We start from the raw sequence: 26,028 nt of genomic DNA, 5'->3' as shown, positions 1-26,028 counted from the left end.
ATCTACATTATGCAATTTTATAACGCTCATAGTCACATTTTCAATATTAAGAATGCACCCAAGCGATTTCTTAATTTATTTCTTCCGGATGTTGCTGCCAATCTTGTAGATAAATTAACTAACACAGATGCCGGATCTGGTATGTTTCAATTCCTTTTATCCAAATTAGGCGGTAACCTGGGTAAAAGATATGCAAGTTTTCTGCAGGTTGGAAAAAGCAGAAATCAGCGGGAAATATTTGAAAATTTACAAAAGCAGTACGATGATCCGCATTTAAAAATAATCGCCTTGACTATGTACATGGAAAAATGCGGGGCAGGGCCTTCGGAAACTGGATACGAAGGCCAATTGGAAGGTGTTCTTGAAGTTAAAAAGGAGAATCCTGATAACTTGCTCGTGTTTTTGGGGATTGATCCTCGTTGGAAAAGTACGGGTAAAGAATTGAGAGATACAGTAGAAAAATACTTCGAAACCAAAATCCAAATTAATGCTGAACGCTCGGTTTATCCGTTTGTTGGGTTGAAAATTTATCCAAGTCTGGGTTTTTACGCATTTGATGAAAAGCTCAAAGAAACATTTGAATGGGCAGCAGAGAGAGGTGTGCCGGTTTTAAGTCATTGTAGTTACCTGGGAGGGATTTATTCGAATGATACGGATTACATTAACAATAGCCTGGATCCATTTGATGTTTACAGCGGGAAATCGTATTCTCAGAATTTTGGACCGGGTGTTCCGCCGCCCGTACCCGATAAATCCAAAAATTTTTTCAAATGGATTTTGGGACAAAGAGATAATTTGCGCAATTTAAATACCTGTTCTTATTTCCTGGAACCTGCAAGTTTTAAAACACTTATTGCATATTTTTCAAAGGAGGGAAAGAAGCCTTTAAAAATTTGTCTTGCTCATTTCGGAGGGGAGGATCACGTTTTAGACGAGTATAATGGAAAATCAGGTGAAACACTTTTTGGAATGGTTCAGCAAAATTGGTGTTCGCAGATTAAGGATCTTATAAAAAAGTATCCAAATGTTTATACGGACATTGCGTATGCTGTTGGTAATTCTCAGACGCATAAGGCATTCCTGAAAGATGTTCAGGATATTGAATTACAGCAGAATATAATGTTTGGTACTGATTTTTTCCTGACAGAACGGGTTCTTCCGGAAAAGGATGATTATGCCACTTTCAAACGTGCTGCCCTGAATCAGGTGATAGGGAATACCAATGCCTGGGAAATAATGGCGTCTGAAAACGTTGAGGTATTTCTTAAAAGTAAATACTATTAAGGAGATAAGGAAGTATTTACTTTTAAGTTCACTATTAATTCTTATCTCTTCCGTCTGGCATGATTATATTCGCACTCAAATCACACGCGAAATATAATCAAACCAGAAACCTCCTATGAAACAGATCAAGTTCGCCTTCACACTATTATCTGAAAGTTTCGATGAATTTATGAATGACAACGGGCTCAAACTGAGTGCTGCGTTATCTTATTACACCATTTTTTCATTAGCACCCATGCTCCTGGTGATCATTTCGGTGCTCAGTATATTTTTTGGCAGAGACGCTATTCAGGGTGAATTATTCGATCAGATTCGCGGGTTGGTTGGAGACAATGCCGCGGCCCAGTTACAGGAAATTTTAAAAAATGCACAGGTTTCAAATAAATCAGGCGTAGCCGCCGCAATTGGAATTGGCACTTTGCTGATTGGTGCTACCGGGGTTTTTGCAGAAATCCAGGATTCTATCAATTATATATGGTCTATTAAATCAAAACCTAAAAAGGGCTGGCTGCAATATTTGAAAAACCGGTTGCTTTCATTTTCTATTATTCTTACGCTTGGATTTTTATTGCTGGTTTCTCTTGGCGTTAATGCGATAGTTGATCTACTAAGTTCAAGATTGCAGCAGTACTTTTCAGAAGCATCCGTTGTCCTTTTTTATATTGTCAATCTGGCTGTTGTGCTTGCTATTATCACATCACTTTTTGCCGTTATTTTTAAAGTACTTCCGGATGGGTTTTTACGCTGGCGAGAGTGTCTGGTAGGTGCCGGTTTTACAGCGGTACTTTTTCTGGCAGGTAAATTTGTGATAACTTTTTATATCGGGAAAGCGGATTTGGGAGCCACTTATGGTACTTCCGCTTCCATAGTAATCCTGCTCACCTGGGTTTATTATTCTTCAATCATTCTTTATTTTGGTGCAGAATTTACCAAGGTTTATGCCAAACTGGATGGCGTTGGAATTGCGCCTAATCAGCAGGCGGTATTAATTGTGAGGAAGGAAATTGATGAAGAAACGGGGAAGGTGGTTTGAACTTTTTTGCCACAAATACACGAATTTTTACGAATACATTTTAGATATTATTAATAGAAAAATCCCTGACCGAAGTTACGATCAGGGATTTTTTTTAAGTCGTTTTAATAATTATCAACTTATCTGATTATCAATTCATAAGGAAGTCTGGTTTGCATTCCGCCCATGTTCATCAGTTTTTTGTACATCTTCACATAAGTTGACAATTCACCCAGATTTCTGTCCAGTACTTTATCTTCAGAGTTGCCCATCATTTTTCCAAGCAGTTCTTCAATTGGTTTTTTCTTTTCAGGGAAATAACGAACGCGGTAGTCACCTTCTTTCAATTTTGCTGCTTTTGCTGCAATTACTATTGCGTCATCAATTCCACCCAAAACATCAACAAGACCATTTGCTTTTGCTTCAGTTCCGGACCAAACACGTCCTTGTGCCAGGCTTCTCAATTTTTCAACTGGCATTTTTCTGCCGGCTGCTGCTTTTGAAGTGAAATTGGCATAACCTTCGTTGACACTTTTCTGGATCATTGACTTTTCAAATTCCGTCATGTCGCGGGTTGCAGTCGGCCAGTCGGCGTGTTCACTTGTTTTGACAGCGTCAAAAGTAACACCCAGCTTGTTGTTCATGAAATCTTTTACGTTGAAAATCAATCCAAAGATCCCGATGGAACCGGTAATCGTGTTTGGCTGCGCAACAATTTTATCACAACCCATGGCCATATAATAACCACCAGAAGCAGCAACATCAGACATGGAAGCAATGATTGGTTTCTTTTTTGATGTGATTTGAATCTCTCTCCACATGACATCCGAAGCAAGTGCACTTCCGCCCGGAGAATTGATACGAAGCACAATCGCTTTGATTTTGTCATTGTCACGTGCTTTTTTCAATTCCTTGATAAAGTCATCTGACCCGATTGACTCATCACTTCCTTCACCGGAATTAATTTCACCTTCGGCAATCAGAACGGCAACGCGGTTGTTATAATCTCCGTCTTCCGGCGTCACGTCCGATTTAATGTATTTGTCAACACCTACGTAAGAAATATTTTTCTTGTCTTCGATGCTCAATTCCTTTTTGATGCTGTTTTCAAACTCATCCCAATATCCCAAATGTGTTACCAGTTTGTTTGCCAAAGCCGCTTTTGGATTATCAATCGTAAGGGAATCTGCAAAGCCTTTTAATACCGGAACTTCAATACCACGAGATTTTGAAATATTGGTTAAGAAATTACCATAAATCGCGCCGATCAATTCCGCCGATTGTTTCTTGCTTGAATCACTCATATTTTCACGAATAAAAGGCTCGATCGCGCTTTTAAATGAACCAACACGGAAAATTTCCGGCTTGATATTCAGTTTATCAAATGTTCCTTTATAGAAGCTATATTCCGCTGACATCCCGTTCCATTCCATTCCACCGGCCGGATTCAAATATATTTTGTCTGACAAGGAAGCCAGATAATAGCCTTTTTCAGAGAACGATTCGCCGTAAGCAACGATAAACTTTTTAGATTTTTTGAACTCCAGAAGCTGGTTCCTGATCTCTTCCAACGTTGCCCAACCTGCCTGTGGATTTTCTGCTTTCAGATAAATTCCTTTGATTTTGTCATCTTTCTGAGCGCTTTTCAAGGCATCCTTGATGTCTTTCAAACCGGTAACATTTTCGTTTCCGGAAAAAGGCCCGCCAAGTTCTGACAACGGATTTTCGACACCAACTTCTGCGATAGGCTTATTGAGGTCGAGTTTTAAAACCGATTTATCTTCAACCACAACTTTCTCATCCGACGAAAGCGCAGAACCGATACCAATAAGAATAAAAAACGACAGTATAAAGAAAACCAGAATACCGACCAGGGTTGCGAAAACGTATTTAAAGAATTGTAACATAATGAATATATAGCAATGATTTTGAGTTTCTCAGTTATTGATTTAACAAAATTAACTATTTATTGTGCCAGGTAGGTTAACAAATAATGTCCGAAGGCAATTTTAGTGAAATGAATGGTTATATTTTCATTTCGATAATTCTTTCTTTTTTATTTCCTTGCAAATTCTCGGATTGGCTCGGTCAGATTCATTATTTTTGTACAAATTATATCAATGAAAAGAACACTCATACTTGTGCGCCACGCCGCTGCCGAAGACCAGAAACTGATGGTTCGGGATTTTGAACGCGAATTGGTTGGAAAAGGCAAAACAGATTCTTCTGCCATGGGCAGATGGCTGGCCTCGAAAAATATTTATCCTGATCGTTTCATTTCAAGCCGGGCTGCGCGTGCCTCACAAACAGCGGTGATCATGGGTGATCAGCTCCATTTTCAGGCTTCTGATATTATTCTGGAAGATATTTTGTATGATGGTGGCCCTCGTGGTTATCTGGCAGTGGTGAATGCAATACCTGCTGAAAGTGAAGTGGTTGCGTTGTTTGGACATAACCCGGATATAACATATTTCGCTGAGTATTTGTCAGGTGCGGATCTGGATTCTATGTCTAAATGCAGTATCGTGATCATTGAATTTGATAATCTGGAATGGGCGGAAGTTTCGGCCAAAACCGGGACTTTTATTTTATACCAATCTCCCAAACAACTGCGGGACTCAAATTAGTAATGGAAACTCCAAATCGTAACAGACGGATATTTATCACCGTATTTATACTCTTCGTAGCACTGTTTATCTACATTTCTTACGACATGTCCAGCCGGACTACGGCTCCGTGGAATAAACCGAAGCAATTGCAGCGTGCATTGCCGGGGGAACTTCCGGAAAAGGATACGCTGGGGATTGACTCTTTGCTGAAGGAAGTTAAGTAAGTGTCAGGAATTGTCATTTGTTGTCAAGAAATTGTCAGGAAGTTGTTAAGTTTGGTCAGGGGTTGTCATTTGTTCTCAGGGAATTTTCAATTTTTTGTTTTTAGGAACGCGGGTGGAATTCGGTGATGATTTGTCTTAGGTAATCGCGGTCGAGGTGGGTGTAGATTTCTGTGGTGGTGATGGATTCGTGTCCCAGCATTTCCTGGACGGCCCTTAAACTGGCGCCGCCTTCGATTAAGTGTGTAGCAAAGGAATGACGGAAGGTATGGGGGCTTACATTTTTTGCGATCCCGGCTTTTTCTGCCACATCTTTTATGATCAGAAAAACCATCACGCGTGAAAGTTGTCCGCCGCGCCTGTTCAGGAAAACGATATCCTCACTGTCTTTTTTGACTTCAATTTCTTTTCTGACATGTTCAAGATAAAGCTCAACATACTTTATCGCTTCTTTCCCAATCGGTACCAATCTCACTTTATCGCCTTTTCCCAAAATCCGGATAAAGCCGATATCAAAATAACAGAACGTTAACTGCAATCCGATCAGCTCGGAAACCCGTAATCCTGAGCTGTACAAAACTTCAATAATCGCCCGGTTTCTGGTTCCTTCCGGTGTGGAATGATCAATGGCGTTGAGCATTTGTTCAATTTCATCATAAGACAAAACATCAGGAAGTTTTCTTGGTAAACGTGGCGCTTCAATTAATTCTGTTGGGTCTTCTGTGATTTCGTTTTCGAGTAACAGATATTTGTAAAATGCCTTAATTCCGGAAAGCATTCTTGCCTGGGAATGCGCGGTTAACCCTAATTCTGACAAATATTTTAAAAAAGCTAAAAGATGTTCTTCTTTTGTCTCCGCCGGAGAGACGTTTATTGCGGCGAGTTCGATATATTCAGCAAGTTTTTCAACATCACGAACATAGGCCTGAACCGAATTGTCGGAAAATGACCTTTCCAGGCGGAGGTAATTTTTAAAATGTTTGATGTAGCTTTGCCACATAGTTTCACTGGTTGTTTAATCTTATAAATGTAATGCCCGAATCTTTTTTATGAAAAAAATCTTAATTCTCAACGGTCCGAATCTCAATCTTTTAGGAACCCGTGAGCCTACGGTATATGGAAACCAGTCGTTCGAAGATTATTTTAAAGGTTTAAAAAACGAGTTTCCCAAAATCCAGCTTCACTATTATCAATCCAATCATGAAGGCGATTTAATTGATAAAATCCACGAAGTTGGGTTTACATTTGACGGCATTATTGTAAACGCAGGCGGTTATTCCCATACTTCGATAGCGTTGGCCGACGCACTTTCGGCAGTTACCACGCCGGCCGTTGAAGTTCATATTTCGAATATTTATACCCGCGAACCTTATCGTCATCACAGTTATCTGACCGATCGCTGCAAGGGAATGATAAGCGGATTAGGCTTAAAAGGTTATGAGCTTGCGCTAAGATATTTTTTATAAAATCTTATTATCTGAAAACTGCATTGCTAAAAAGTATTTTGCCATTGTAAAGCATTCCGCGAAACAGAGGATCGTCCATCAAATACGTGATTTTTCCCTGTCCCATTTGCTGAACGCCCATGATCAAAGTATTTTTTAGCTTTTCAGTTGCCTTGTTTCCTACGAAACCTGCTTTGTATGCCGTATCCGTCAGGTAACCCACATTCCAGCCATCCGTCAGGTAATCCATATTGTAGGCATTGCGGACAATTGTGAAATAATCCTTGCTGCATCCAAACGAAAGCGGATGTGTAGCGTCAAGCGTTACCTGAAACATACTTCCCGGCGATGTCGTGCTGGCTTCTTCTCTTTCCTGTTCACCAAACTTTTTGAACGTATCCTGGTCTTTTTTGTGCGTCGTTACTTTTTTGGTAAGATCAAATCCGGGTTTGTTCAAAAATGCATCATTTGCATTTTCCAAAGCAATAAGTCTTCCGCCTTTTTTGACCCAATCCTGCAAAGTGGCCAACAGTTTTTCATTCAGGATATTGGAATAATTTCCGCTTGGTAAAATCAAAACATCGACCTGATCAAATGGAAGTTGTGAAAGTTTATCCTGAGAAATCAATGTCAGCGGATATTTTATTTGTTGCTCAAAATAATGCCAGACAGCACCGACAGCCGTAGGTGAAATGCCGTCTCCAACCAGTGTTACAATTTTTGGCGGGCGAATGGTTACCACTTCATCGGAACCAAAACTGGCTCCGGCCGTTACGCCGCCAGTGGTTACGGGAACAAGTTTTACAAAATGTTTTGTAGCAAGCGCCGTTACCAGACTATCGAAATTATTTACATAATTTCCCTTTTTCGTAATGATCAAAGTCCCGGCCTCGAATGACATTTTATTCGTTTCAAAAGGAATATTGGAAGTGCGCACCAGGATTTTTCTTTTCAATAATTCAGAAAGAAAAACGGCGTCATTTACACTGTTCCATTTTGCGATATAAGCATAAGGTGTAGTGGCAGGAATTTTATTTTCAGTTTTTTCAGGTTGATACGCTGCCGGAACATATTTTTCCTTCAAGCCAAAAGTTTTTATTCCATACAAATAAGAAATTCCCCAGCTGGTAATGTCGTAAGTAATAGAATCTTCAAGAACTGGTTTTGTTTCAAAAAGAATTTTAAGCAGGTTGGATTTTGGTTGATAAGCACTGATCAAAAGATCGTTGCTTTCCATTTTAATATTCTGATCTGAAAGCGTGGTCAATTCTGTTCCTTTAACCGCAAGATTTTTACCAGCAATACCATATTCAAAACCTTGTCTGGAAAGCCATTCTGTAAAAGATCTGACACGTTCCTCGTTTCCTTGTGATTTGATGAGATAAGTCTTGAAAGTACCAATCGGCTTTTGAACGGCATTTTCATAAAAGTTATTAAACTCGGAAACCATTTTGTCCTTATTGGCAGAAACGGTTTCAAGCGTAGCGACACTCGTTACGTAATGATGTTCAATCCTGTTTTTCAAAGTCAGCGTATCGTTTTCATCCGGGCGTTCAATAGCCAATCCGGCACGACCGCCACCGCCTTGTTCATACGTCATCCCGATTGCTCCGTTATATGTTGGCCAGGTATCGCCGTAACTTGGATAGAACAAATCGTATTCCTTTTTAGAAAAATAAGTCCAGTTATTCTGATCGAAATATTTCCGGCAGTTTGCTCCCAGAATCTCGTTGAATTCGCGCTGCCATTTGGTAATATCCTGGTGGAAAGGTTTTGCAGCAGGAGGGAAGTAATAGCTACGGTTTGGACTCATTTCATGGAAATCGGCGTGCAAATGCGGCATCCACTGGCTATAGAAAACGATACGTTCCTGCGTTTCTTTTTGCGTTTGCCAGGCCCAGTCGCGGTTCAGGTCAAATAGATAATGGTTAAATCTTCCGCCCGGCCATGGTTCATTGTGTTCCAATGCAAAAGGAGTGACATCAGAAACCTCGTTTTGAACGCGATTATACCATTGTACATAACGATCACGACCGTCGGGGTTAATGCAGGGATCCAGAATGACTATTGTATTTTTCAAAACGTCCTGCATCGAACGGTTATTCTTGTTCAGCAATTCGTAAATCACTTTCATGGAAGTTTCGGAAGATACCGCTTCGTTCCCGTGAACATTATAACTAAGCCAGGCAATCGCCGGCGTTTTAGCATCTGTTTTTACAGATTGATTTTTTGTGCTTTTAAGATGATCAAGACGAATTTCTTCGAGGCGCGCAAAGTTTTCAGGCGAGGCAACGATGAAAACCATCAGCGGCCTTCCTTCATTAGTACTTCCATATTGTACAACCTTAACCTGATTAGGATTTTGGGCGGCAATGGTCTTGAAATAATCGACAACCTGATAATGGAAAGAGAATTTGCTGCCCAGCGGATGGCCCAGAAATTGTTCCGGCGTTTTGTTTTGAGCACTTGCATTAAGTAATACAAAAGATAATATAAGACCGTAAATGTATCTTATCATGATGGAGTGAAGATTTTTAAAAGTAAGCCTTCCCAAATTTAATAAGTAATGCGAATTTACTGCTACGTTGAAATAATTAAAAAAAAGTTTTCAATTAAAGTGTCTGTAAATCAGACCGGTAAAAATTATCTTTCATTTATTTTTCTAAACGGTTTGGATATTAAAAATCAACCGTGCATATTTGCACCACGATAACGGAAACGGAGTTGTAAAACGAAAGAAAAGTGCGATTCGCATACGAAGTAGGAGACCAGTCGGCCCATTCGTCTAGCGGTTAGGACACGACCCTTTCACGGTTGAAACAGGGGTTCGATTCCCCTATGGGTCACAAACCGTGTGAGAGTAATAGTTTTCAATCACAATACAAACGAGTTAAGTTATTTGAGAAGCCCGCTGAGAAGCGGGCTTCTTTTTTTGGTTTTGGGGTTGGATTTTGGCGGGTAGTTTTGGAATGTTGAATTTTGAAAAAGGTATATAGATATTGCAAAGTCCGAATTTCTTGTTATGTTTCCAGTCGTTTTTATAAGAATTTCAGACATTTTTCTGAAAGGGGCGGTTTGAGGAATTAATTTACAATTATCTACTTTTTTACTGGTCAATGGATACTGCTGAGAATTTACTTAAAGACGCTCGTGAACTTAACGAACAAGGAGGGTTTTATGATGTAAAGGAACTTTTGCCAGAGAAATTGTTAAGTACACTTAATAGTGCTGATTTGTATGGGGAACTGGCTTTCGCTCTTAAAGAGTTAGGAGAGTTCTCTAAATGTGACGAAATTCTCAAGATTATTTTTAAGATAGAGCCAGATCAGCATAGGGCAGTTAAAATTAACAATAGATTTTCGTCAGATGAAGTCAGTTATGATCGATCTATTAATCAGGGAAAGAATCCAAGATATATTAATTCTTATTATGAACTGGGTCGTAAGTACGAAAAGGAAAATAAGCATACCTTAGCAATTGATGCTTATATGGAAATTATTAATTTAGTTCCAAGCTACATTCCACCATATCGAAGACTAGGCGACATCTTTATTAAAATAGGAAAGATAAAAAAAGCAAAGAAACTATTTAAGAGGGTGGTTAATTTGGCCGACGATAGCGAATCTCATTTAGCATTAGGAAGAGTTTATCTACTTCTAAAAGAAAATGATAAGGCAGAAAAGTCATTAATGAAAGCAATTCAACTTCGAAATAAGAGTGATGCGACATTTTATCTTGCTGATTTGTACATAAGTCAAAATAATTTTGATCCGGCTTTTAAAATTTTAGATGAGGCTATTACTATTAAAAACAGACCAGCTCATGCCTATTATTTAAAAGGTCAATGTTATCAAAAACTTAGAAAATATAATGATTCAATAACTCCTTATTTAGAAGCAATAAAAGGCTTTGATATCCTAAAAACTTTGAGTAACGACTATAATAAGTCTTTGGCTTATTCTTATAATGCGTTAGGTTGTGCATATTTGGGGTTAAAGGATAGTAAGAACGCAATCATTGAACTTAATAAGTCAATAATAGCTGATCCGGAATACGCTGGTGGATACTACAATCTTAGTAATACGTTATACAATATTGCAATTGAATCGGAAGAAAGGAGAGTGGATCTTTTAAACGAAATCTATGAAAGTTCAATTAAATGTTCAAATATTTGGAATGAGGAGATTCATTATTATTCTTATGTATCAAAGCTAAGAAATGAGGAAATTTATTCGTACTTGCAAGACTTAGAATTGTATGATTTGGCCAGATTGATCAAAAAGATTCAATACCTTTTAAAATTCGAAGACAATTACCTAACGCACTTTACTAGTCTATCTGTTGCTGAAAAACTGGTTATCAATGAAAGTCCATTAAGAATATCTGAAGGTTCCTTTTTGAACGATACTTCGGAAGGATATAATTTAGATAATTTCTTAAATTTTCAAAAAGAAGTTTCAGATAACATTCGTAATGAGCTTATGCTTAAAAGTTTTGTTGCCAAGCGTTTTGTAGGAAGTTTTGTAGCTGATAAAAGCCACAATGACTTAACACTTTGGAGAATGTATGGGAAGGAAAATCGAGAAGAAGGGCAAGGATGTGCATTAACATTAAAAACAGATGAAATTTTAAAGTTTTTTTCAGAAATAATTACTGCTGATGCAAATAATACTGTAAATCAGAGTATGGCTAATAATGCTGATATTGATACCGATGTTGCCTTTTATAGAGTTGCTTATAAGGATAGAGCGAGTGACGCATTTTTTGTTCAAAGCATTTCTAATGACGACCTTAAAAAATTTAATGAGGTTATGACTGAGCTGAAACTTAGGGTCAACGTCTATATACAAAATAACAAAGCTGATTTGGAAAGAATTAATAGCTTGGTCAAACAACTAAACTCCATAAAATATTTATTTAAATCTTCTGATTATCAGCACGAGCAGGAAATACGACTAGTTGTAATTGGTGAAAAATTTGAGAAGAAAATAGACGAAATGGTTAGGCCATTTAGAGTTTATATAGAAGGAATGAAAATAAATTCTTTAATAGAGAAAATCACATTAGGGCCGAAGGTTTTAAGGGCGGAAGAATGGGCATCTGCATTTTATTACAAGTTGGATAAGCAAAATTTACATCCTCAAATAGTAATATCGCATTTGCCTTTCAAATAATTTATTTAAGATTTATTGTTTTTAGTCATGAAAATATTCCTGTATTCATAATACGAAAAAGATTACAACTATGTGTTATTACGGAGCAAAATTATACAATTCCAAAAGCGTAAACGCCCCCAGTCACCCCAACACAAGCAAATCCCGGCAGCCTCTCAACCCCAAACAGCGCTCTCGTATGCTTCCCCTGATCACCCAAAACTTCCAGAAATAAATCCGAAGCGCCATCTGCTATGGTAGGAGATTCATTCCATTCGCCGTCGGCGGCGTAATAAATATCCAGATGGTTTAATCCTTCAATTTTTTCAAAACCCAGATGTTTTTCGATTTGTCCCAGAATGTTCATTGCTGCGATTCTTGCTGCCTGGTAACCTTCTATTGTAGTAACTTCTTTTCCCAGTTTTCCGGCGTAATGTAAAACGCCCTGATCAATCGGAAACTGGATCGCCACATAGGCGATATTTCCTCTCACATTCACGGCAATATAAGAACCTCCCGGATTTGGGACACTTCTGCCGGAAATTCCTTTTATGGCCAGATTGCTTATGGCCAGATTGCTTTTTATCTCTTGAAATTCCATTTTATAAATTTATTAATATCTGCTTATCAGGTTTTCCAAAAGTCGCCTTGATGGTAAAAGGAGATAACGGCAAATAACTACGATTATACGCGGACAAAAATTCTGAATAAATATAAACGGATACGGAGAATATTCTCAAAATGAATAGCACATTAAATTGTTTTTAATTTAAAACGATGGTCAACATGGATGATTTTAAAGTATAATAATTAACAGTTTTGGATTCAGTCAGATTACCGTATCGTTAAATTGTCCGGCAGCTCAATTAAATTTTCATAACAATAAAATGAAACACCAGGTCAAACCGCTGCTTTTACTTTCGTTGATGTTTTTGATGGTCGGTTCATTGTTTTGTATGAACGATATTCTGCTGCCTTCGCTCGTAACACATTTCAAGCTTAGTTACATCGAAGCCAGTATGATCCAGTTTACGTTTTACCTGACCTACATTATTTTCCCAATCCCGATTGCCTGGATGATCCATCATTATGGTTATAAAATCAGCCTGCTTGTGGCCGTCGTAACCTGTTCGCTGGGCTGTGTCTTTTTTGTCCCGGCAAAAATATTCGATTCTTATCCGCTGGTACTGGTTGCAATTTTTATTATTTCAACCGGAATTACTATCATAAATGTCGCCGCTAATCCGTTCGCTTCCCTGCTTGGCGACCCGGAGGGAGCGCACCAGCGGATTAATTTTGTCCAGGTATTTTCCCGCATCGGTTATGCCATTACACCACTTTTGGCAACTGCGCTGATCTACGATAAAGTGGGCCAGATTCGCTATCATTTTCCTTATTTACTATTGGCGATCACGTTACTGGCAACGGCCATTTTAATGTATTTTTCTCATTTGCCTTCCATGAAACCGGAGGATGACGAGCCATTTACGCTAAAAGGAATTTTGAAAGAGGGCATGTCCTATAAACATCTTTTCTACGGCGTTTTTGCCATGTTTTTCTATATGGGCGCTGAGGCTTGTACGGCTGGCTTTTTTATTCCTTATCTCAAAACGGTTTTGCATTTTAACGATGCGCAGTCGGCGAGTTACCTCACACTTTATTATTTTTTTACGGCAGTGATGGGTATCGCGGCAGTTTTTATTTTGAAATACATCAAAGCGCATAAACTGGTCGGGATTTATGCGGTTGGTATGGCGATTTTTTTCTTTGTCTGTATATTTTTCAATACCGGATTTAACGAATTGGTACTGGCAGGATCGGGACTTTTTCTTTCGATCATGTTTCCGACATTATTCAGTCTGGCTATTGAGGATATCGGCGCGTTTACCGGAAAGGGATCCGCTTTATTAAATTTTGCTATCATCGGCGGTTCTGTTTTTCCGCCCATTCAGGGTATGATCGCCGACAAACACGGCGTGCAAATATCTTATGTAGTCCCCTTCTTTTGTCTGATTATGATCGCGATTTATGCCTTTTTCTTAACGAAAGAATCTTTTAAAAACGAAGTGAAAAGTGAAATCAATATGGTATCGGATCAGCAAATAACCAGTTCAATTTAATTTTTAGTTTGATGAAAGTAATCGTTACAGGTTCCAATGGTTTTGTGGCAGGAAGTATTATTGCACAGGCTCCGGATGATTGGGAAATACACGGAATAGCACGAACGGAGCAAATCGGTAATGAGAATAATGTTACCTATCACCAGCTTGATTTGCTTGATTTCGAAAAGCTCGAAGCGATTCTGGAAGAAATAAAACCAGACGCCGTTATTCATACAGCGGCAATGGCCAACATCGATTTTTGTGAAGCAAATAAGGAAGCGGCTGAAAAAACAAATGCTGGTGTCACCGATACCTTAGCCCGATTATGTGCTAAAATTGGAGCCAAACTGGTTTTTTGTTCTACGGATACAGTTTTTGACGGAAAAAAGGGAAATTATTCAGAAAACGATTATCCAGGAGCGGTCAATTTTTACGCAGAAACCAAAATAAAAGCGGAGCAAATTGTGCTGTTGGCCTCAAACAAAAATGTAGTTGCCCGACTGTCTCTTGTGATGGGTCTATCAGTTAAGGGAAAAGGGAATTCATTTCTGGCAGATATGCTTGAAAAATTGCAAAAAGGTGAAGAAATGAAATTTCCTGAAAACGAAATACGTACCCCCGTGGATGTGATTTCGCTGGGAAGTGCTTTGATAGAACTGGCCGGAAATGATTTCGCCGGAATTATTCATCTGGCCGGGAATACCGGAATCAACCGGTATAAAATGGCGCAGGAAATTGCCAGAGAACTGAATTTTTCGGAAGCTGTCATAATACCGGTCAATTCCAATGCGATGCCCGGACGGGCACCGCGTCCGGATAATGCTACGATGGATAACACGCTGGCGAAAAAAATACTAAAAACACCCATGAAATCTCTGTCGGAAGGATTGGCTTTAACCCTGAATTTTAAAACTGAAATATAATTATGAGTGGTATTAAGTTTGATCTTGAAATAAAATTTGGCACACAATACGGCAAGGAAGAAGAGGAAGCCGTATTGCGGGTGCTCAGAAATAATGCGCCAACGAGCGGCGACGAATGTATCCGGTTTGAAAAAATGTTTGCAGAATATACCGGAGCAAAATATGCCAGAGTGGTAAGCAACGGTTCAACGGCTTTGTTTCTTTCCATGATCGGGATCGGGATTAAGCCGGGGGATCGCGTTCTGACATCGCCTATTACCTGGATCGCAACAGCCGCTGCGCCGGTTACGTTGGGTGCTGAGGTTGATTTTGTCGATATTGATCCCGTTACTTACAATCTCGATCCGAATCAGCTTGAAGATAAACTGACGCCGAATACCAAAGCCGTAATTCCGGTGCATCTTTATGGTCAGCCTTGCGATATGGACGAAATTATGGGATTATCTCAAAAACATAATTTTTCCGTCGTCGAAGATGCCGCCCACGCGATCGGTGCTGAGTATAAAGGTAAAAAAGTAGGGACGATCGGCGCGACAGGTTGTTTCAGTTTTCACGAACAAAAAAACATTTCAACCTTGGGTGAAGGTGGAATTGTAACGACCAATGATCCTGAAATTTTTGAAAAAATATCATTGTATCGTTCTCATTGTACACGTGTGCATGGAAACAGTACCAAATATTGCAAACTGGATGAAGAGAAATTTCCGATCGGGAAAAAATTCTGGTGGCAGGATTTTGACGATTGCGGGTATAATTTCCGGATGACGGACATTCAGGCTGCCGTAGGCTGTGAGCAAATTAAAAAAGTGGATATGCTGAATCAGCACCGGATTGATAATGCCGCTTATCTGACAGAAGCATTGCAGGACGTACCCGGACTAACTTTGCCAACCGTGAGGCCGTATAACAAACACGTTTTTCATTTATATCCGGTAAGGATCGATCCAAAAGAATTTGGAATGAATAAAGAGGATTTCATTTATGATATGCTTCACAAATTCGGGATCAAAGTTGGGTTTCATTACATACCGCTTCATTATTCTACCGCATTTAAAAACCGCGGAATGAAAAAAGGGCAATTTCCTCATGCTGAAAAACTGGCTGAGGAATTGGTTACGCTTCCGATCAATCCACGCCAGACCGAAGAAGCGCTGGAATATCTTGTGAAAAGTATCAGGAGTATTCGTTCGTAGATGGAAAATATAGATTTTGAAACAACGGTAAAACGCATAAAATATGCCGGGGAATTCTTTTCTCCGGAGTTTCCTGTACATATTTCAAGAGCTCCCGGCCGGTTGGATTTAATGGGTGGAAATGATGATTATACCGGCGGACTCGTTTTCGAATCAACCATAAAAGAAGCGACTTATGCGGCAGCTCAGCTTCGGGAAGACGGACTTGTGGTTTTGAGAAATAAAACGGTGACCGATGCTGGCTGGCAGGGGGAAATTATTATTAATCTGGAAGATCTTTCGGATGAGCATTATGTCAAAGAAATGGTCAACCGCTCGCCGTCTGTCCGGTGGACGGCTTATGTGCTGGGAAATCTGCATTATTTAAAAAAGAAATACGGCATTACAAAAGGCATTCAACTTTACATGGAATCCACGGTTCCGCTCAATCGTGGCGTAAGTTCGTCGGCCGCGATCGAAGTTGCGGTTATGAAGTCCTCAGCAGCTGCTTATGGTATTGATTTGTCTGGCGTCCAACTTGCTCTGGCCTGTCAATGGGTTGAAAATGTGATTGCGGATTCTGCTTGCGGAATTATGGATCAGATCGCTGTTGTAACCGGCAAAAAAGGGCATGTGATGCCGTTGATTTGTCAGCCTTGTATTCCAGAGCTGCTTATCACTTTACCGGACGAATTGCAGGTTTGGGGGATTGATTCCGGTGTGAGCCATCAGGTTTCCGGGATTGAGTATGAAGCGGCGCGAGCAGCGGCTTTTATGGGTTATAAAATGATCTGTGATTTTGAAGGTCTGGACGTAACGCTTGATACGAGCAGTGATATTCCATGTTATACGGATAGGTTCTGGAATGGCTATCTGGCTAATATTTCACGATCTGTTTTTTATCAGAAATACGAAAAACTTTTACCGGAAACCGTAAATCAGAAAGAATATCTGGAGAAATGCAAGATTCATGTTGATCCTTTTACGCCGTTGAAAGATGAAGTGCAGTACAACGTAAAGGCAAATACGCGGTATGCGGTAGAAGAAAACCAGCGGGTTCAGTTGTTTTCAGAATTATCGCGCGGGGCATCCGTGAGTCCGTCTGAACGGGCTTTTGGTTTGATGGGAGATTTAATGTATCAGTCACATTACGCCTACACCGAATGCGGACTGGGTGCAAAAGCCACAGATTTTTTGGTTGATCTTTGTCGGAACGAAGGGATAGGAAACGGGATTTACGGAGCAAAAATAACCGGCGGCGGAGCAGGTGGAACAGTGGCGATTTTGGGTAATAAAAATGCCGGTCCGACTATTAATAGGATTTTTAAGACTTATTCAGAAGCAAAACTCGGAGAACCTTATTTATTTGAAGGAAGTTCGGATGGGGCTGACAGTTACGGTATTGTTGTCGTTTGATTTAAAATATTGGAATAAAATATAATGATTAAGAATTTACTTTTTGACATGGGAAATGTCATTATTGATATCGACGTTCCTGCAACGTATCGCGCTTTCGCCGATCTGGCCGAAATCACGGAAGAGGAGGCTACCGGGATTTTTGACGAAAAACAATTTTATTTCAAACTGGAAATAGGAGAGACAGACAACGCTGGTTTTAGGAATTCACTCAGGGAAGCTTTTGGAGAAAAACTGACCGATGGAGAAATCGATCGAGCCTGGTGCGGATTGTTAAAGGAAATGCCCAAAGAGCGTCTCGACCGTATTCAGGAATTAGGAAAATCGTACCGGGTTTTCTTGCTGAGCAATACCAATTCGATACATATAAAAGAAGTGACAAGCAGGGCCACTGTTTCCGGTCATGACTTTTTAAGCCTTTTTGAACAACCTTTTTTCTCCTATGAAATGGGTTTTATGAAACCTGATCCTGAATTTTATTCAGCAGTTTTGAAAAAAGCGGATCTGAAAGCAGAAGAAACTTTATTCATCGATGATAATTTCGATAATATTGAATCCGCCAAAACAGTAGGAATTGAAACGATCTGGCTGAATCCTTTGGGGAGTGTTTTGGAGAAATTGGAAGGGTATTAAAAATTTATTCCCGAAATTTAAATTTCTGGTAATTGTTTAGATTTAATTGAGAGATGATAAGTGTTGAGAGGCTATTTTGAAACAAAAAAGATCTCATACACACTGTATGAGATCTTTTTTGTTTCAATGTGGGCCCACCTGGAATCGAACCAGGCACCTACTGATTATGAGTCAGTTGCTCTAACCGAATGAGCTATAGGCCCTTATTAATTCTATTTATTACCTGAAATCGAACCAGGCACCTACTGATTATGAGCGTCCGCCGCGCGGTCAGTTGCTCTAACCGAATGAGCTATAGGCCCTTGCTTTATAATTAAATAAACTTTCTTAACTATTTCAGCTTTTCCTGATCTTGGAAAGACTTCGGAGTGCAAAATTAGTCAAAGAGATTAATTCTCCAAATGATTATCATAAGATTTCATTCTTTTCTGCGTTCGTAGTTTACTATTTTTGCAAAAAAAAGAAGTTTTGAACAAAAGAAAAATAATCAACGACCCTGTTTACGGCTTTATCACCATTTCCTCAGATTTGCTCTTTGATCTGGTTGAACATCCTTATTTTCAGCGTTTAAGACGGATTAAGCAGCTTGGTTTGGCTGATCTCGTTTATCCGGGTGCGCTTCATACGCGTTTTCACCACGCGTTGGGGGCCATGCATTTGATGAGCCAGGCGTTGCGTGCCTTGCAGGAAAGAGATCATTTAATTTGGGAGCCGGAGCTCGAAGCGGCTCAGGCGGCTATCCTTTTGCATGACCTTGGTCACGGGCCTTTTTCACATGTATTGGAAAGTGTTCTTTTGCCTGGGGTGGAGCATGAATCCATCACGCTGGTTATGATGAAGGAGCTTAACAGACAGATGGACGGACGATTGGATATTGCCATTCAAATGTTTGAGGGAGTTTATCCACGGAAATTTTTCCACCAGATGATTTCCAGCCAGCTGGATATGGACCGGATGGATTATCTCAATCGCGACAGTTTTTACACGGGTGTTATTGAAGGATCCATTGGTGCTGATCGACTTATAAAAATGCTGGATATCAGTCAGGACCAGCTTGTGGTTGAAGAAAAAGGAATATTAAGTATAGAAAATTTTCTCCATGCGCGCCGGCTTATGTACTGGCAGGTTTATCTGCACAAAACTTTACTCAGCGCACAGGCCATGCTTACCGAAATTTTAAGACGTGCCCGTGAATTATCTGCCCAAGGCGAAAATTTATTTGCTACCCCGGATTTTTCCCGTTTCCTCCATAATAATTTTACGCTTGCTGATTTTGAAGAGAACGTTGATTTGTTAGAATCTTTCAACAATCTGGATGATAATGACGTATGGGCTTCTGTTAAGGGATGGGCGAAACATCACGACGAAGTATTGTCCACACTTTGTAAAAGCTTACTGGATAGGCATTTATTTAAGATCAGTTTTTTTAAAGAAATGCCAGAGGAAGAAATTTTGAAACCTTTACGTGAAAAACTTTTATCGCAGGGGTTAAAGGAAAGTGAGTTGTCATACTTTCTGATCACAGGAGAAACCACGAATTCAGCCTATGAGAAGGAACAGGATCCCATAAAGGTCAAAATGAAAAATGGCACTTTGCTGGATATTGCTGCTGCTTCTGACATTCCAACGATCGAAGCACTCACTAAGATTGTCCGCAAGTATTATGTATGTTGGGGTAAAAATGTATCTTTGCGTGGTTAGTGAGGATGTCAATTCTTACACAATAAAAAAGAGCCTTTTTTATAAATAGCTTTATTACTTACAAAGACGTTACCAGAAATTAGCCGAAAATATGAAATTTACTGTCAGCGAGATTGCAAAGATGCTTGATGGAACTACCGTTGGTGATGACACAGTTACAATTGATTCGGCTGCAAAAATTGAGGAGGGCCAGCCAGGTTGTATCTCTTTTCTTGCCAATAGTAAATATGAACCCTATATTTATACCACACAATCTTCGGCCATAATTGTTAATAAGGATTTTGTTCCTAAACAAAGTATAGGCGCTACGCTTATTTACGTGGAGAATGCTTATACTGCATTTACGATACTTCTTGAAGAATATCAAAAGCGTATTGCAACCGGAAAAAATGGGATTGAACAGCCAAGTTTTATTGGTGAAAACAGCCAGATGGGTGGTAATGGATACCGTGGTGCTTTCTCTTACATAGGCCGTAACTGTACGATCGGAAGTGGAGTGAAAATTTATCCAAATGCCTACCTGGGAGATTTTGTAGAAATTGGAGATAATACGGTTATACATCCCGGTGTACGGATTTATGATCATACCATCATCGGGAAAAACTGCTGCATCTTCGCTAATACCGTCATAGGAAGTGATGGTTTCGGATTTGCCCCCCAGGCTGATGGTACTTATAAAACAATACCACAGCTGGGTAATGTGATCATTGAGGACGAAGTAAGCATTGGATCCAATACTACCATTGATTGTGCTACCATGGGTTCCACTATCATTCGTAAAGGTGTTAAAATAGATAACCTTGTGCAGATTGCACATAATGTGGAGATAGGGAAAAATACTGTTATTGCAGCCCAGGCTGGCGTTTCAGGATCATCCCGGATAGGAGAACAATGCATTATTGCCGGCCAGGTTGGTATAACTGGGCATATTACCTTAGCTAACAATACAAAAATCGGTGCACAGTCCGGGCTCGGTAAGTCGATAAAAAAGGAAGGATTGTCACTTTCCGGCTCGCCAGCAAGAGATTTGACAGAGCATTTAAGATCAATGGCTTTGACAAGAAGATTACCTCAATTGGAAGAAAGATTGAAAGAACTTGAACGTAAACGAGAAGTTTCTGAACATTAAAAATATAGAAAGGAATTAAATAATTAAGTTTGGGCCAAGAATGCTCAAATTTTGGCAACCGCAAGCCCCGCAGCCTTTTAGTAGATTAGGAGAATATAATGAACGAAAAACAACAAACCATTAAGAAATCCGTATCAGTTACGGGAGTGGGTTTACACACCGGTGTCGTGGCAACAATGACATTTGTTCCTGCCGCAGCTAATCACGGTTATAAGTTTCAACGTGTTGATTTACCAAATCAGCCAATTGTTGACGCCGATGTGGATAACGTAGTGGATTTGTCCCGCGGGACAACCATTGAACAAAACGGTGCCCGGATCAATACCGTTGAGCATACGCTTGCCGCTTTGGTAGGTTTGCAAATTGACAATGTCCTGATACAGCTGGATGGTCCTGAGCCTCCGATTATGGATGGAAGTTCTATCAAATTTATTGATGCTTTACTTGATGCAGGTATCGAGGAACAAAATGCTTATCGTAACTATTTTGAAGTCCCTGAATACGTTCATTATAAAAACAAGGAAAATGACATCGAGATGGCTGCTTTGCCACTCTCCGATTATAGATTGACGGTAATGGTTGATTACAATTCAAAAGTAATCAGCAGCCAGCATGCTTCTTTGAACGATATTACTTTGTTTAAAGAAGATATCGCAAGATGCCGGACGTTTGTGTTTTTGCACGAACTGGAAGCACTGTACAAACAAAATTTGATCAAAGGAGGAGACCTTACCAATGCGATAGTCATTGTAGACCGGGACGTTAAAGAAGGCGAGCTGGATCACTTGTCACAGTTGCTCAACAAGCCGAAAGTGAGTGTTGACAAGTCGAAGGGAATTCTGAATAATGTTGAATTGCATTATCCGAATGAAATGGCCCGCCATAAGCTGCTGGATCTTATCGGTGATCTTGCTCTGATTGGAAGGCCCATAAAAGCCCAAATCCTGGCAGCACGTCCGGGACATGCTGCGAACGTAGCGTTGGCAAAAAAGATAAAAAAACTCATCAAGTCCGGAAAAGGAGATATTCCTTCCTACGACCCAAATAAAGCACCTGTTCTCGATATCAAGCAGATCGGTGAATTACTCGCACATCGTTATCCTTTCCAAATGATCGATAAGATCATTGCACTGGACGAAAACAGCGTGGTAGGTGTCAAAAATGTAACGATTAACGAGGAATATTTTCTTGGACATTTTCCAGGAAACCCTGTAATGCCAGGGGTGTTGCAGCTTGAAGCTATGGCTCAGACCGGAGGTATTCTGGTACTGAGCAGCGTACCGGATCCTGACAATTACTGGCCCTATTTAATCGGAATAGACGCATGCCGTTTCCGTAAAAATGTTTTTCCTGGTGATACTGTGATATTCAAATGTGTTTTTACTTCACCGATGAAACGCGGTATCGTAAAAATGAGCGGCCGGGGATATGTGTCCGGACAGCTGGTGTGTGAAGCAGATATGATCGCAAGTCTAGTAAAGAAAAAATGACACAACAGTTAGCATATATCCATTCGGATGCGAAGATCGCTGCGAATGTAGAAATCGAACCTTTCGCTATGATACATGCAGATGTAGAAATAGGAGAAGGTACCTGGATAGGCTCACATGCAGTAATTAATGCAGGTGCACGTATCGGGAAAAATTGCCGTATATTTTCCGGAGCTGTGATTTCTTCAACACCTCAGGATTTAAAATATAACAATGAATACACGCTGACAATTATTGGTGACAATACGATTGTACGTGAGTATGCAACCATAAGCCGCGGAACCGAAGAGCACTGGAAGACAGTGGTTGGATCTGGCTGTCTGATCATGGCTTATGCGCACGTAGCGCACGATTGCCGTGTTGGAAACAATTGTATCATTGGAAACAATGTGCAAATGGCGGGCCACGTACATGTGGACGACTGGGCGATTGTAAGTGCAATGAGCGCGGTACATCAATTTGTCAAAATCGGTGCACATTCGTTTGTTTCAGGCGCTTCGCTTGTACGCAAGGATGTTCCGCCTTTTACAAAAGCAGCCCGTGAGCCAATTTCCTATGCTGGTATCAACTCGGTGGGTTTACGCCGCAGAGGTTATAGCAATGAGAAAATCATCGAGATCCAGAATATTTACCGATACATTTATATGAGAGGCCTTAACAATGCTGAGGCTTTACAGAAAATAGAACTGGAATTACCTCCATCCAACGAACGCGACGAAGTGGTAAACTTTGTTCGTAACTCAGAAAGAGGAATCATGAAAAGCCCATTCCAGACGTACGGAGCCGGAGAATCAGAATCCCAATCCTAAAAGTTGAATTTTTTATAAACAGAAAGCCCGATTTTCGTTAGAAAATCGGGCTTTCTGTTTATAAAAAATTCTCTCATTCTCTCATTCTCTCATTCTCTCATTCTCTCATTCTCTCATTCTCTCATTCTCTCATTCTCTCATTCTCTCATTCTCTCATTCTCTCATTCTCTCATTACAAAATCAAAAACGGTATCAGCAAAACCATCGTCACAAGCATTCCCTTATATTTATTCTTTTGCATGAAACCGGTATTCTGTAACATAAAGGATTGTAAAACAGCCATCATCATCAGGATAACCGACAAGCGCTGCGTATAGCGAAATTCTGTATGCAGACAAACGCCAACGCCACCGGCAATGATCAGTAGTGTAATAATATGAATGATTTGCCTTGATAATGGAGCTTTCAATACACCTGCAAAATTTGAAACATTGGGATATTCAATCGATTGATAATAAGAGGCAAGCAGAAAGTTTTGTAACACGATCAGAAAAAATAGAACCGCGGAATATTTAATTTCTTTACTGATTTCCTGATTTGAAAATAAAGTAAAAGCTAAAATTCCAGTTGTGAAAATCAGTGACGAAAGTGGTGTTCTTAATGAATGTAACGGGCTCCTTTCCGGTAATATGGAAATAAGCCATACGCTGATTCCTGAAAGAACAACCATTCCGGCAGCAATTTTCCAAACATTTGAAGGCATGTAAAAAGCAATAAAAATACCTGCTACCAATCCACCTGCTACAATTTCCAAAAAAGTAATCCGGTTTTTCTGATTTGGTAAAAAACGCTTCATTTCCGTTTTTGCCGGTTTTCTGTTATCCAGAAGACGGTTCATGGAAGAAATTACAAAAACAGCCAGTCCCAGAACAATGTTTGCAGGTATGCTGATGAAAGTTTTTCCTAATGGCAAACGATTAAAAGCTACCTGACAAATCATAGCTGCGGCAGCCATATCGAGGTTTGCCCAATGTAAATGAAGAGGACGGAATTTGCGGATAAAAACGAAGATGGGGCCGAGTAAATCTATTTTCACAAAAAACTTTTTATTCTAATAATGAAATCTGGTCGCCCTGTTTGATCAGGCCGTTTTGTTTTGTTACAACATTCTGGCCAAAGAGTATTTTATTGCCAACTCTTCTGTAAGTCGCCAGTGTTTTAAGCGGCTCTTTTCCTTTTTCAGCTGTTTCAGGATCAATTGTGGTTAGTATACATCTTGCACAAGGCTTTACAATATCAAAAAATAATTCACCGATCTGAATGGATTTCCAGTCATCTTCTGCGTGCGGATTTGTTCCTGTCACTACGAAATTCGGGCGGAAACGCTGCATAACGATCGGCTGTTCCAGGAGGCCATTCAAATTGTCCAGCGAAGCCTGGGAAATCAGTAAGAATGGAAAACCATCGGCGAAACTTACATTTTCATTGTTTTTGGCATAACGCGGATCTGCTTTTCGTTGTGTTGATTCCGGCATGATCACCAGTTTAACATCAAGTTCCAGTTGTTCGGAAAGCCATTTATCCACTTCATCACTCACTGTAAGTGCTTCCACTTCATCATCCCAGACAGTTACCGAAACCGGATTGGAAGAAACAGGTTGAAACGGAACGGTAATATAATTCCCCGGCTCCAGTCGGCTTGAAATGGATAAACCATTTTCCAGTACAGCAACTTCCAGCATAGCCATTTTTGAGAATTCCCGCTGCGTAAGAAAACGCCCATTTTCATCAACGATCATCCATCTGCGATCATATCGAAGTCCTTTTCCTTCAACCTGAGCTTCTGTTAAGCGTATTCCGGCTAATGATTTTACTGGATAAATCCAGATTTCTGAGAGGATCATGATCTAAGGTTTTGTCGTATTTAAAATTCCATTCTGGCCATCGGACTTACCGTCTGGTTACAAAAATCAGCATTTAAATATTTATAATGAGCCGCCATAGCAATCATTGCGGCATTATCCGTGCAATATTCAAAATCGGGAATGTATACTTTCCAGTTTAATTGTTGCCCAAGTTCAAGAAGTGATGTCCTTAATCCTGAATTGGCGGATACACCACCGGCAATGGCGATTTCCTTAATTCCGGTTTCTTTGGCAGCTTTTTTTAATTTTTTCAAAAGAATATTAACCAGTGTATGCTGAACGCTGGCGCAAATATCTTCAATATTTTCCTGAATAAAATTCGGATTTTCACGAACTTTTTTTTGTAGAAAATACATAAAAGAAGTTTTAATACCACTGAAAGAAAAATCGAGCTCCGGCATTTCGGGTAATGGAAAAGCATAAGCCAGCGGATTTCCGGTTTTGGCATATTTATCTATCAAAGGGCCGCCAGGGTAAGGCAGATCCAGCAATTTTGCTGTTTTATCAAAAGCTTCCCCAACAGCATCGTCCCTCGTTTGTCCGATAACTTCCATTTTCAAAGGACTGGTCACTTTTACAATCTGGGTGTGACCGCCGCTTACAGTCAGGCATAAAAAAGGAAATTCCGGTTTTGGGTCCTGAATAAAGTGTGCCAAAACGTGCGCCTGCATATGATTTACTTCAATAAGCGGCAGGCCGAGGCCAAGCGCCATGGATTTGGCAAAGGAAGTTCCGACCAGTAAAGCGCCTAATAAACCGGGTCCTTTCGTAAAAGCGATGGCATCGAGGTCTTTTTTTGTTACTTTTGCATCAGTCAAAGCTTTATCTACCACGGGCAGAATATGTTGCTGATGCGCGCGTGACGCCAATTCCGGAACTACGCCGCCATATTGTGTATGAATGAGTTGCGTAGCAACAACATTGGAGCAAATTTTGCCGTTAGATAAAACAGAGGCCGAGGTTTCGTCACAAGACGATTCTATCGCGAGGATGTTCATGAAATTTGAATAATATTCGCAAAAATAAGCAATTAACGATAAGATACGCAGGAATATGCTGCGAAG

General features: G+C 40.0%; 22 protein-coding genes and 2 tRNA genes. 16 read left to right on the top strand and 8 right to left on the bottom strand.

Annotated elements, in window-relative coordinates; genetic code table 11:
• Window positions 1-9: 9 nt before the first annotated feature.
• Both FDK13_RS12235 and FDK13_RS12230 read left to right on the top strand, forming a co-directional pair.
• Window positions 10-1,284, top strand: a complete 1,275-nt coding sequence (locus tag FDK13_RS12235; RefSeq protein WP_137340280.1) for an amidohydrolase family protein — start codon at window positions 10-12, stop codon at window positions 1,282-1,284.
• A 115-nt stretch (window positions 1,285-1,399) separates the two neighbouring features.
• The gene (locus FDK13_RS12230; RefSeq protein WP_137340279.1) at window positions 1,400-2,317 is read left to right on the top strand and encodes a YihY/virulence factor BrkB family protein; all 918 of its coding nucleotides are present in this window, start codon (window positions 1,400-1,402) and stop codon (window positions 2,315-2,317) included.
• Window positions 2,318-2,436: 119 nt separating this feature from the next.
• Here the strand turns inward: FDK13_RS12230 and sppA are convergent, their stop codons facing one another.
• Window positions 2,437-4,203 (bottom strand): signal peptide peptidase SppA, encoded by a 1,767-nt coding sequence (gene sppA / locus FDK13_RS12225; protein WP_137340278.1) that lies wholly within the window; start codon window positions 4,201-4,203, stop codon window positions 2,437-2,439.
• A gap of 213 nt (window positions 4,204-4,416) precedes the next feature.
• On the opposite strand from sppA, the gene FDK13_RS12220 reads away from it, so the two are divergent.
• A complete protein-coding gene (locus tag FDK13_RS12220; RefSeq protein ID WP_137340277.1) occupies window positions 4,417-4,923 on the top strand; it encodes a SixA phosphatase family protein in 507 nt (168 codons plus the stop codon).
• A 2-nt stretch (window positions 4,924-4,925) separates the two neighbouring features.
• Window positions 4,926-5,129, top strand: a complete 204-nt coding sequence (locus FDK13_RS12215; protein WP_137340276.1) for a hypothetical protein — start codon at window positions 4,926-4,928, stop codon at window positions 5,127-5,129.
• Window positions 5,130-5,229: 100 nt separating this feature from the next.
• On the opposite strand, the gene xerD is transcribed toward FDK13_RS12215, so the two are convergent.
• A complete protein-coding gene (xerD, locus tag FDK13_RS12210; RefSeq protein WP_137340275.1) occupies window positions 5,230-6,126 on the bottom strand; it encodes a site-specific tyrosine recombinase XerD in 897 nt (298 codons plus the stop codon).
• Between the two features lie 49 nt (window positions 6,127-6,175).
• Here xerD and aroQ point away from each other — a divergent pair, with 49 nt between their 5' ends.
• Window positions 6,176-6,592 (top strand): type II 3-dehydroquinate dehydratase, encoded by a 417-nt coding sequence (gene aroQ, locus FDK13_RS12205; RefSeq protein WP_137340274.1) that lies wholly within the window; start codon window positions 6,176-6,178, stop codon window positions 6,590-6,592.
• A 7-nt stretch (window positions 6,593-6,599) separates the two neighbouring features.
• On the opposite strand, the gene FDK13_RS12200 is transcribed toward aroQ, so the two are convergent.
• A complete protein-coding gene (locus FDK13_RS12200; protein WP_137340273.1) occupies window positions 6,600-9,089 on the bottom strand; it encodes a M14 metallopeptidase family protein in 2,490 nt (829 codons plus the stop codon).
• A gap of 256 nt (window positions 9,090-9,345) precedes the next feature.
• On the opposite strand from FDK13_RS12200, the gene FDK13_RS12195 reads away from it, so the two are divergent.
• Window positions 9,346-9,417, top strand: a tRNA-Glu gene (locus FDK13_RS12195).
• A 270-nt stretch (window positions 9,418-9,687) separates the two neighbouring features.
• On the top strand, window positions 9,688-11,745 hold the full coding sequence (locus FDK13_RS12190; protein WP_137340272.1) for a tetratricopeptide repeat protein: 2,058 nt from the start codon (window positions 9,688-9,690) through the stop codon (window positions 11,743-11,745).
• 91 nt (window positions 11,746-11,836) lie between these two features.
• On the opposite strand, the gene FDK13_RS12185 is transcribed toward FDK13_RS12190, so the two are convergent.
• Entirely contained in the window at window positions 11,837-12,325 is a 489-nt protein-coding gene (locus FDK13_RS12185; RefSeq protein ID WP_137340271.1) for a RidA family protein, read from the bottom strand.
• A gap of 286 nt (window positions 12,326-12,611) precedes the next feature.
• On the opposite strand from FDK13_RS12185, the gene FDK13_RS12180 reads away from it, so the two are divergent.
• Genes FDK13_RS12180 through FDK13_RS12160 form a run of 5 tightly spaced genes read left to right on the top strand, consistent with a single transcriptional unit; the run spans window position 12,612 to window position 17,970 of the window.
• Entirely contained in the window at window positions 12,612-13,844 is a 1,233-nt protein-coding gene (locus FDK13_RS12180) for an MFS transporter (protein WP_137340270.1), read from the top strand.
• Between the two features lie 11 nt (window positions 13,845-13,855).
• Window positions 13,856-14,749 carry an SDR family oxidoreductase gene (locus FDK13_RS12175; RefSeq protein ID WP_137340269.1) on the top strand — a complete coding sequence of 298 codons (894 nt, stop codon included), beginning with the start codon at window positions 13,856-13,858 and terminating at the stop codon, window positions 14,747-14,749.
• A gap of 2 nt (window positions 14,750-14,751) precedes the next feature.
• Entirely contained in the window at window positions 14,752-15,942 is a 1,191-nt protein-coding gene (locus FDK13_RS12170) for a DegT/DnrJ/EryC1/StrS family aminotransferase (protein WP_137340268.1), read from the top strand.
• A complete protein-coding gene (locus FDK13_RS12165) occupies window positions 15,943-17,337 on the top strand; it encodes a galactokinase (RefSeq protein ID WP_137340267.1) in 1,395 nt (464 codons plus the stop codon).
• A gap of 24 nt (window positions 17,338-17,361) precedes the next feature.
• Complete coding sequence (locus tag FDK13_RS12160) at window positions 17,362-17,970, top strand: HAD family hydrolase (RefSeq protein WP_137340266.1); 609 nt, start codon at window positions 17,362-17,364, stop codon at window positions 17,968-17,970.
• Between the two features lie 129 nt (window positions 17,971-18,099).
• Here FDK13_RS12160 and FDK13_RS12155 read toward each other — a convergent pair.
• Window positions 18,100-18,173 (bottom strand) — tRNA-Ile (locus tag FDK13_RS12155).
• A 265-nt stretch (window positions 18,174-18,438) separates the two neighbouring features.
• On the opposite strand from FDK13_RS12155, the gene FDK13_RS12150 reads away from it, so the two are divergent.
• From FDK13_RS12150 to lpxA, 4 genes are all read left to right on the top strand, one after another.
• A complete protein-coding gene (locus FDK13_RS12150) occupies window positions 18,439-19,671 on the top strand; it encodes an HD domain-containing protein (protein WP_137340265.1) in 1,233 nt (410 codons plus the stop codon).
• Between the two features lie 91 nt (window positions 19,672-19,762).
• On the top strand, window positions 19,763-20,800 hold the full coding sequence (gene lpxD, locus FDK13_RS12145; protein ID WP_137340264.1) for a UDP-3-O-(3-hydroxymyristoyl)glucosamine N-acyltransferase: 1,038 nt from the start codon (window positions 19,763-19,765) through the stop codon (window positions 20,798-20,800).
• Window positions 20,801-20,898: 98 nt separating this feature from the next.
• Window positions 20,899-22,290 carry a bifunctional UDP-3-O-[3-hydroxymyristoyl] N-acetylglucosamine deacetylase/3-hydroxyacyl-ACP dehydratase gene (locus FDK13_RS12140; protein WP_137340263.1) on the top strand — a complete coding sequence of 464 codons (1,392 nt, stop codon included), beginning with the start codon at window positions 20,899-20,901 and terminating at the stop codon, window positions 22,288-22,290.
• Window positions 22,287-23,099, top strand: coding sequence for an acyl-ACP--UDP-N-acetylglucosamine O-acyltransferase (lpxA, locus tag FDK13_RS12135; RefSeq protein WP_137340262.1), 813 nt, complete (start codon window positions 22,287-22,289; stop codon window positions 23,097-23,099). The genes FDK13_RS12140 and lpxA overlap by 4 nt, the downstream gene beginning before the upstream one ends.
• A 172-nt stretch (window positions 23,100-23,271) precedes the next feature.
• Here lpxA and FDK13_RS12130 read toward each other — a convergent pair whose 3' ends face one another.
• From FDK13_RS12130 to tsaD, 3 genes are read right to left on the bottom strand one after another with little or no spacing between them, the layout of a single operon-like run.
• Window positions 23,272-24,135 (bottom strand): hypothetical protein, encoded by an 864-nt coding sequence (locus FDK13_RS12130; RefSeq protein ID WP_137340261.1) that lies wholly within the window; start codon window positions 24,133-24,135, stop codon window positions 23,272-23,274.
• A gap of 10 nt (window positions 24,136-24,145) precedes the next feature.
• Complete coding sequence (locus tag FDK13_RS12125; protein WP_137340260.1) at window positions 24,146-24,943, bottom strand: MOSC domain-containing protein; 798 nt, start codon at window positions 24,941-24,943, stop codon at window positions 24,146-24,148.
• A 20-nt stretch (window positions 24,944-24,963) separates the two neighbouring features.
• The gene (gene tsaD, locus FDK13_RS12120; RefSeq protein WP_137340259.1) at window positions 24,964-25,962 is read right to left on the bottom strand and encodes a tRNA (adenosine(37)-N6)-threonylcarbamoyltransferase complex transferase subunit TsaD; all 999 of its coding nucleotides are present in this window, start codon (window positions 25,960-25,962) and stop codon (window positions 24,964-24,966) included.
• Window positions 25,963-26,028: the final 66 nt, after the last annotated feature.

This window comes from Dyadobacter frigoris, from assembly GCF_005280585.1.
Taxonomy (GTDB): Bacteria; Bacteroidota; Bacteroidia; order Cytophagales; family Spirosomataceae; genus Dyadobacter; species Dyadobacter frigoris.
The sequence above is the reverse complement of the archived record's forward strand: the minus strand, read 5'-3'. Positions and strand labels throughout refer to the sequence as shown.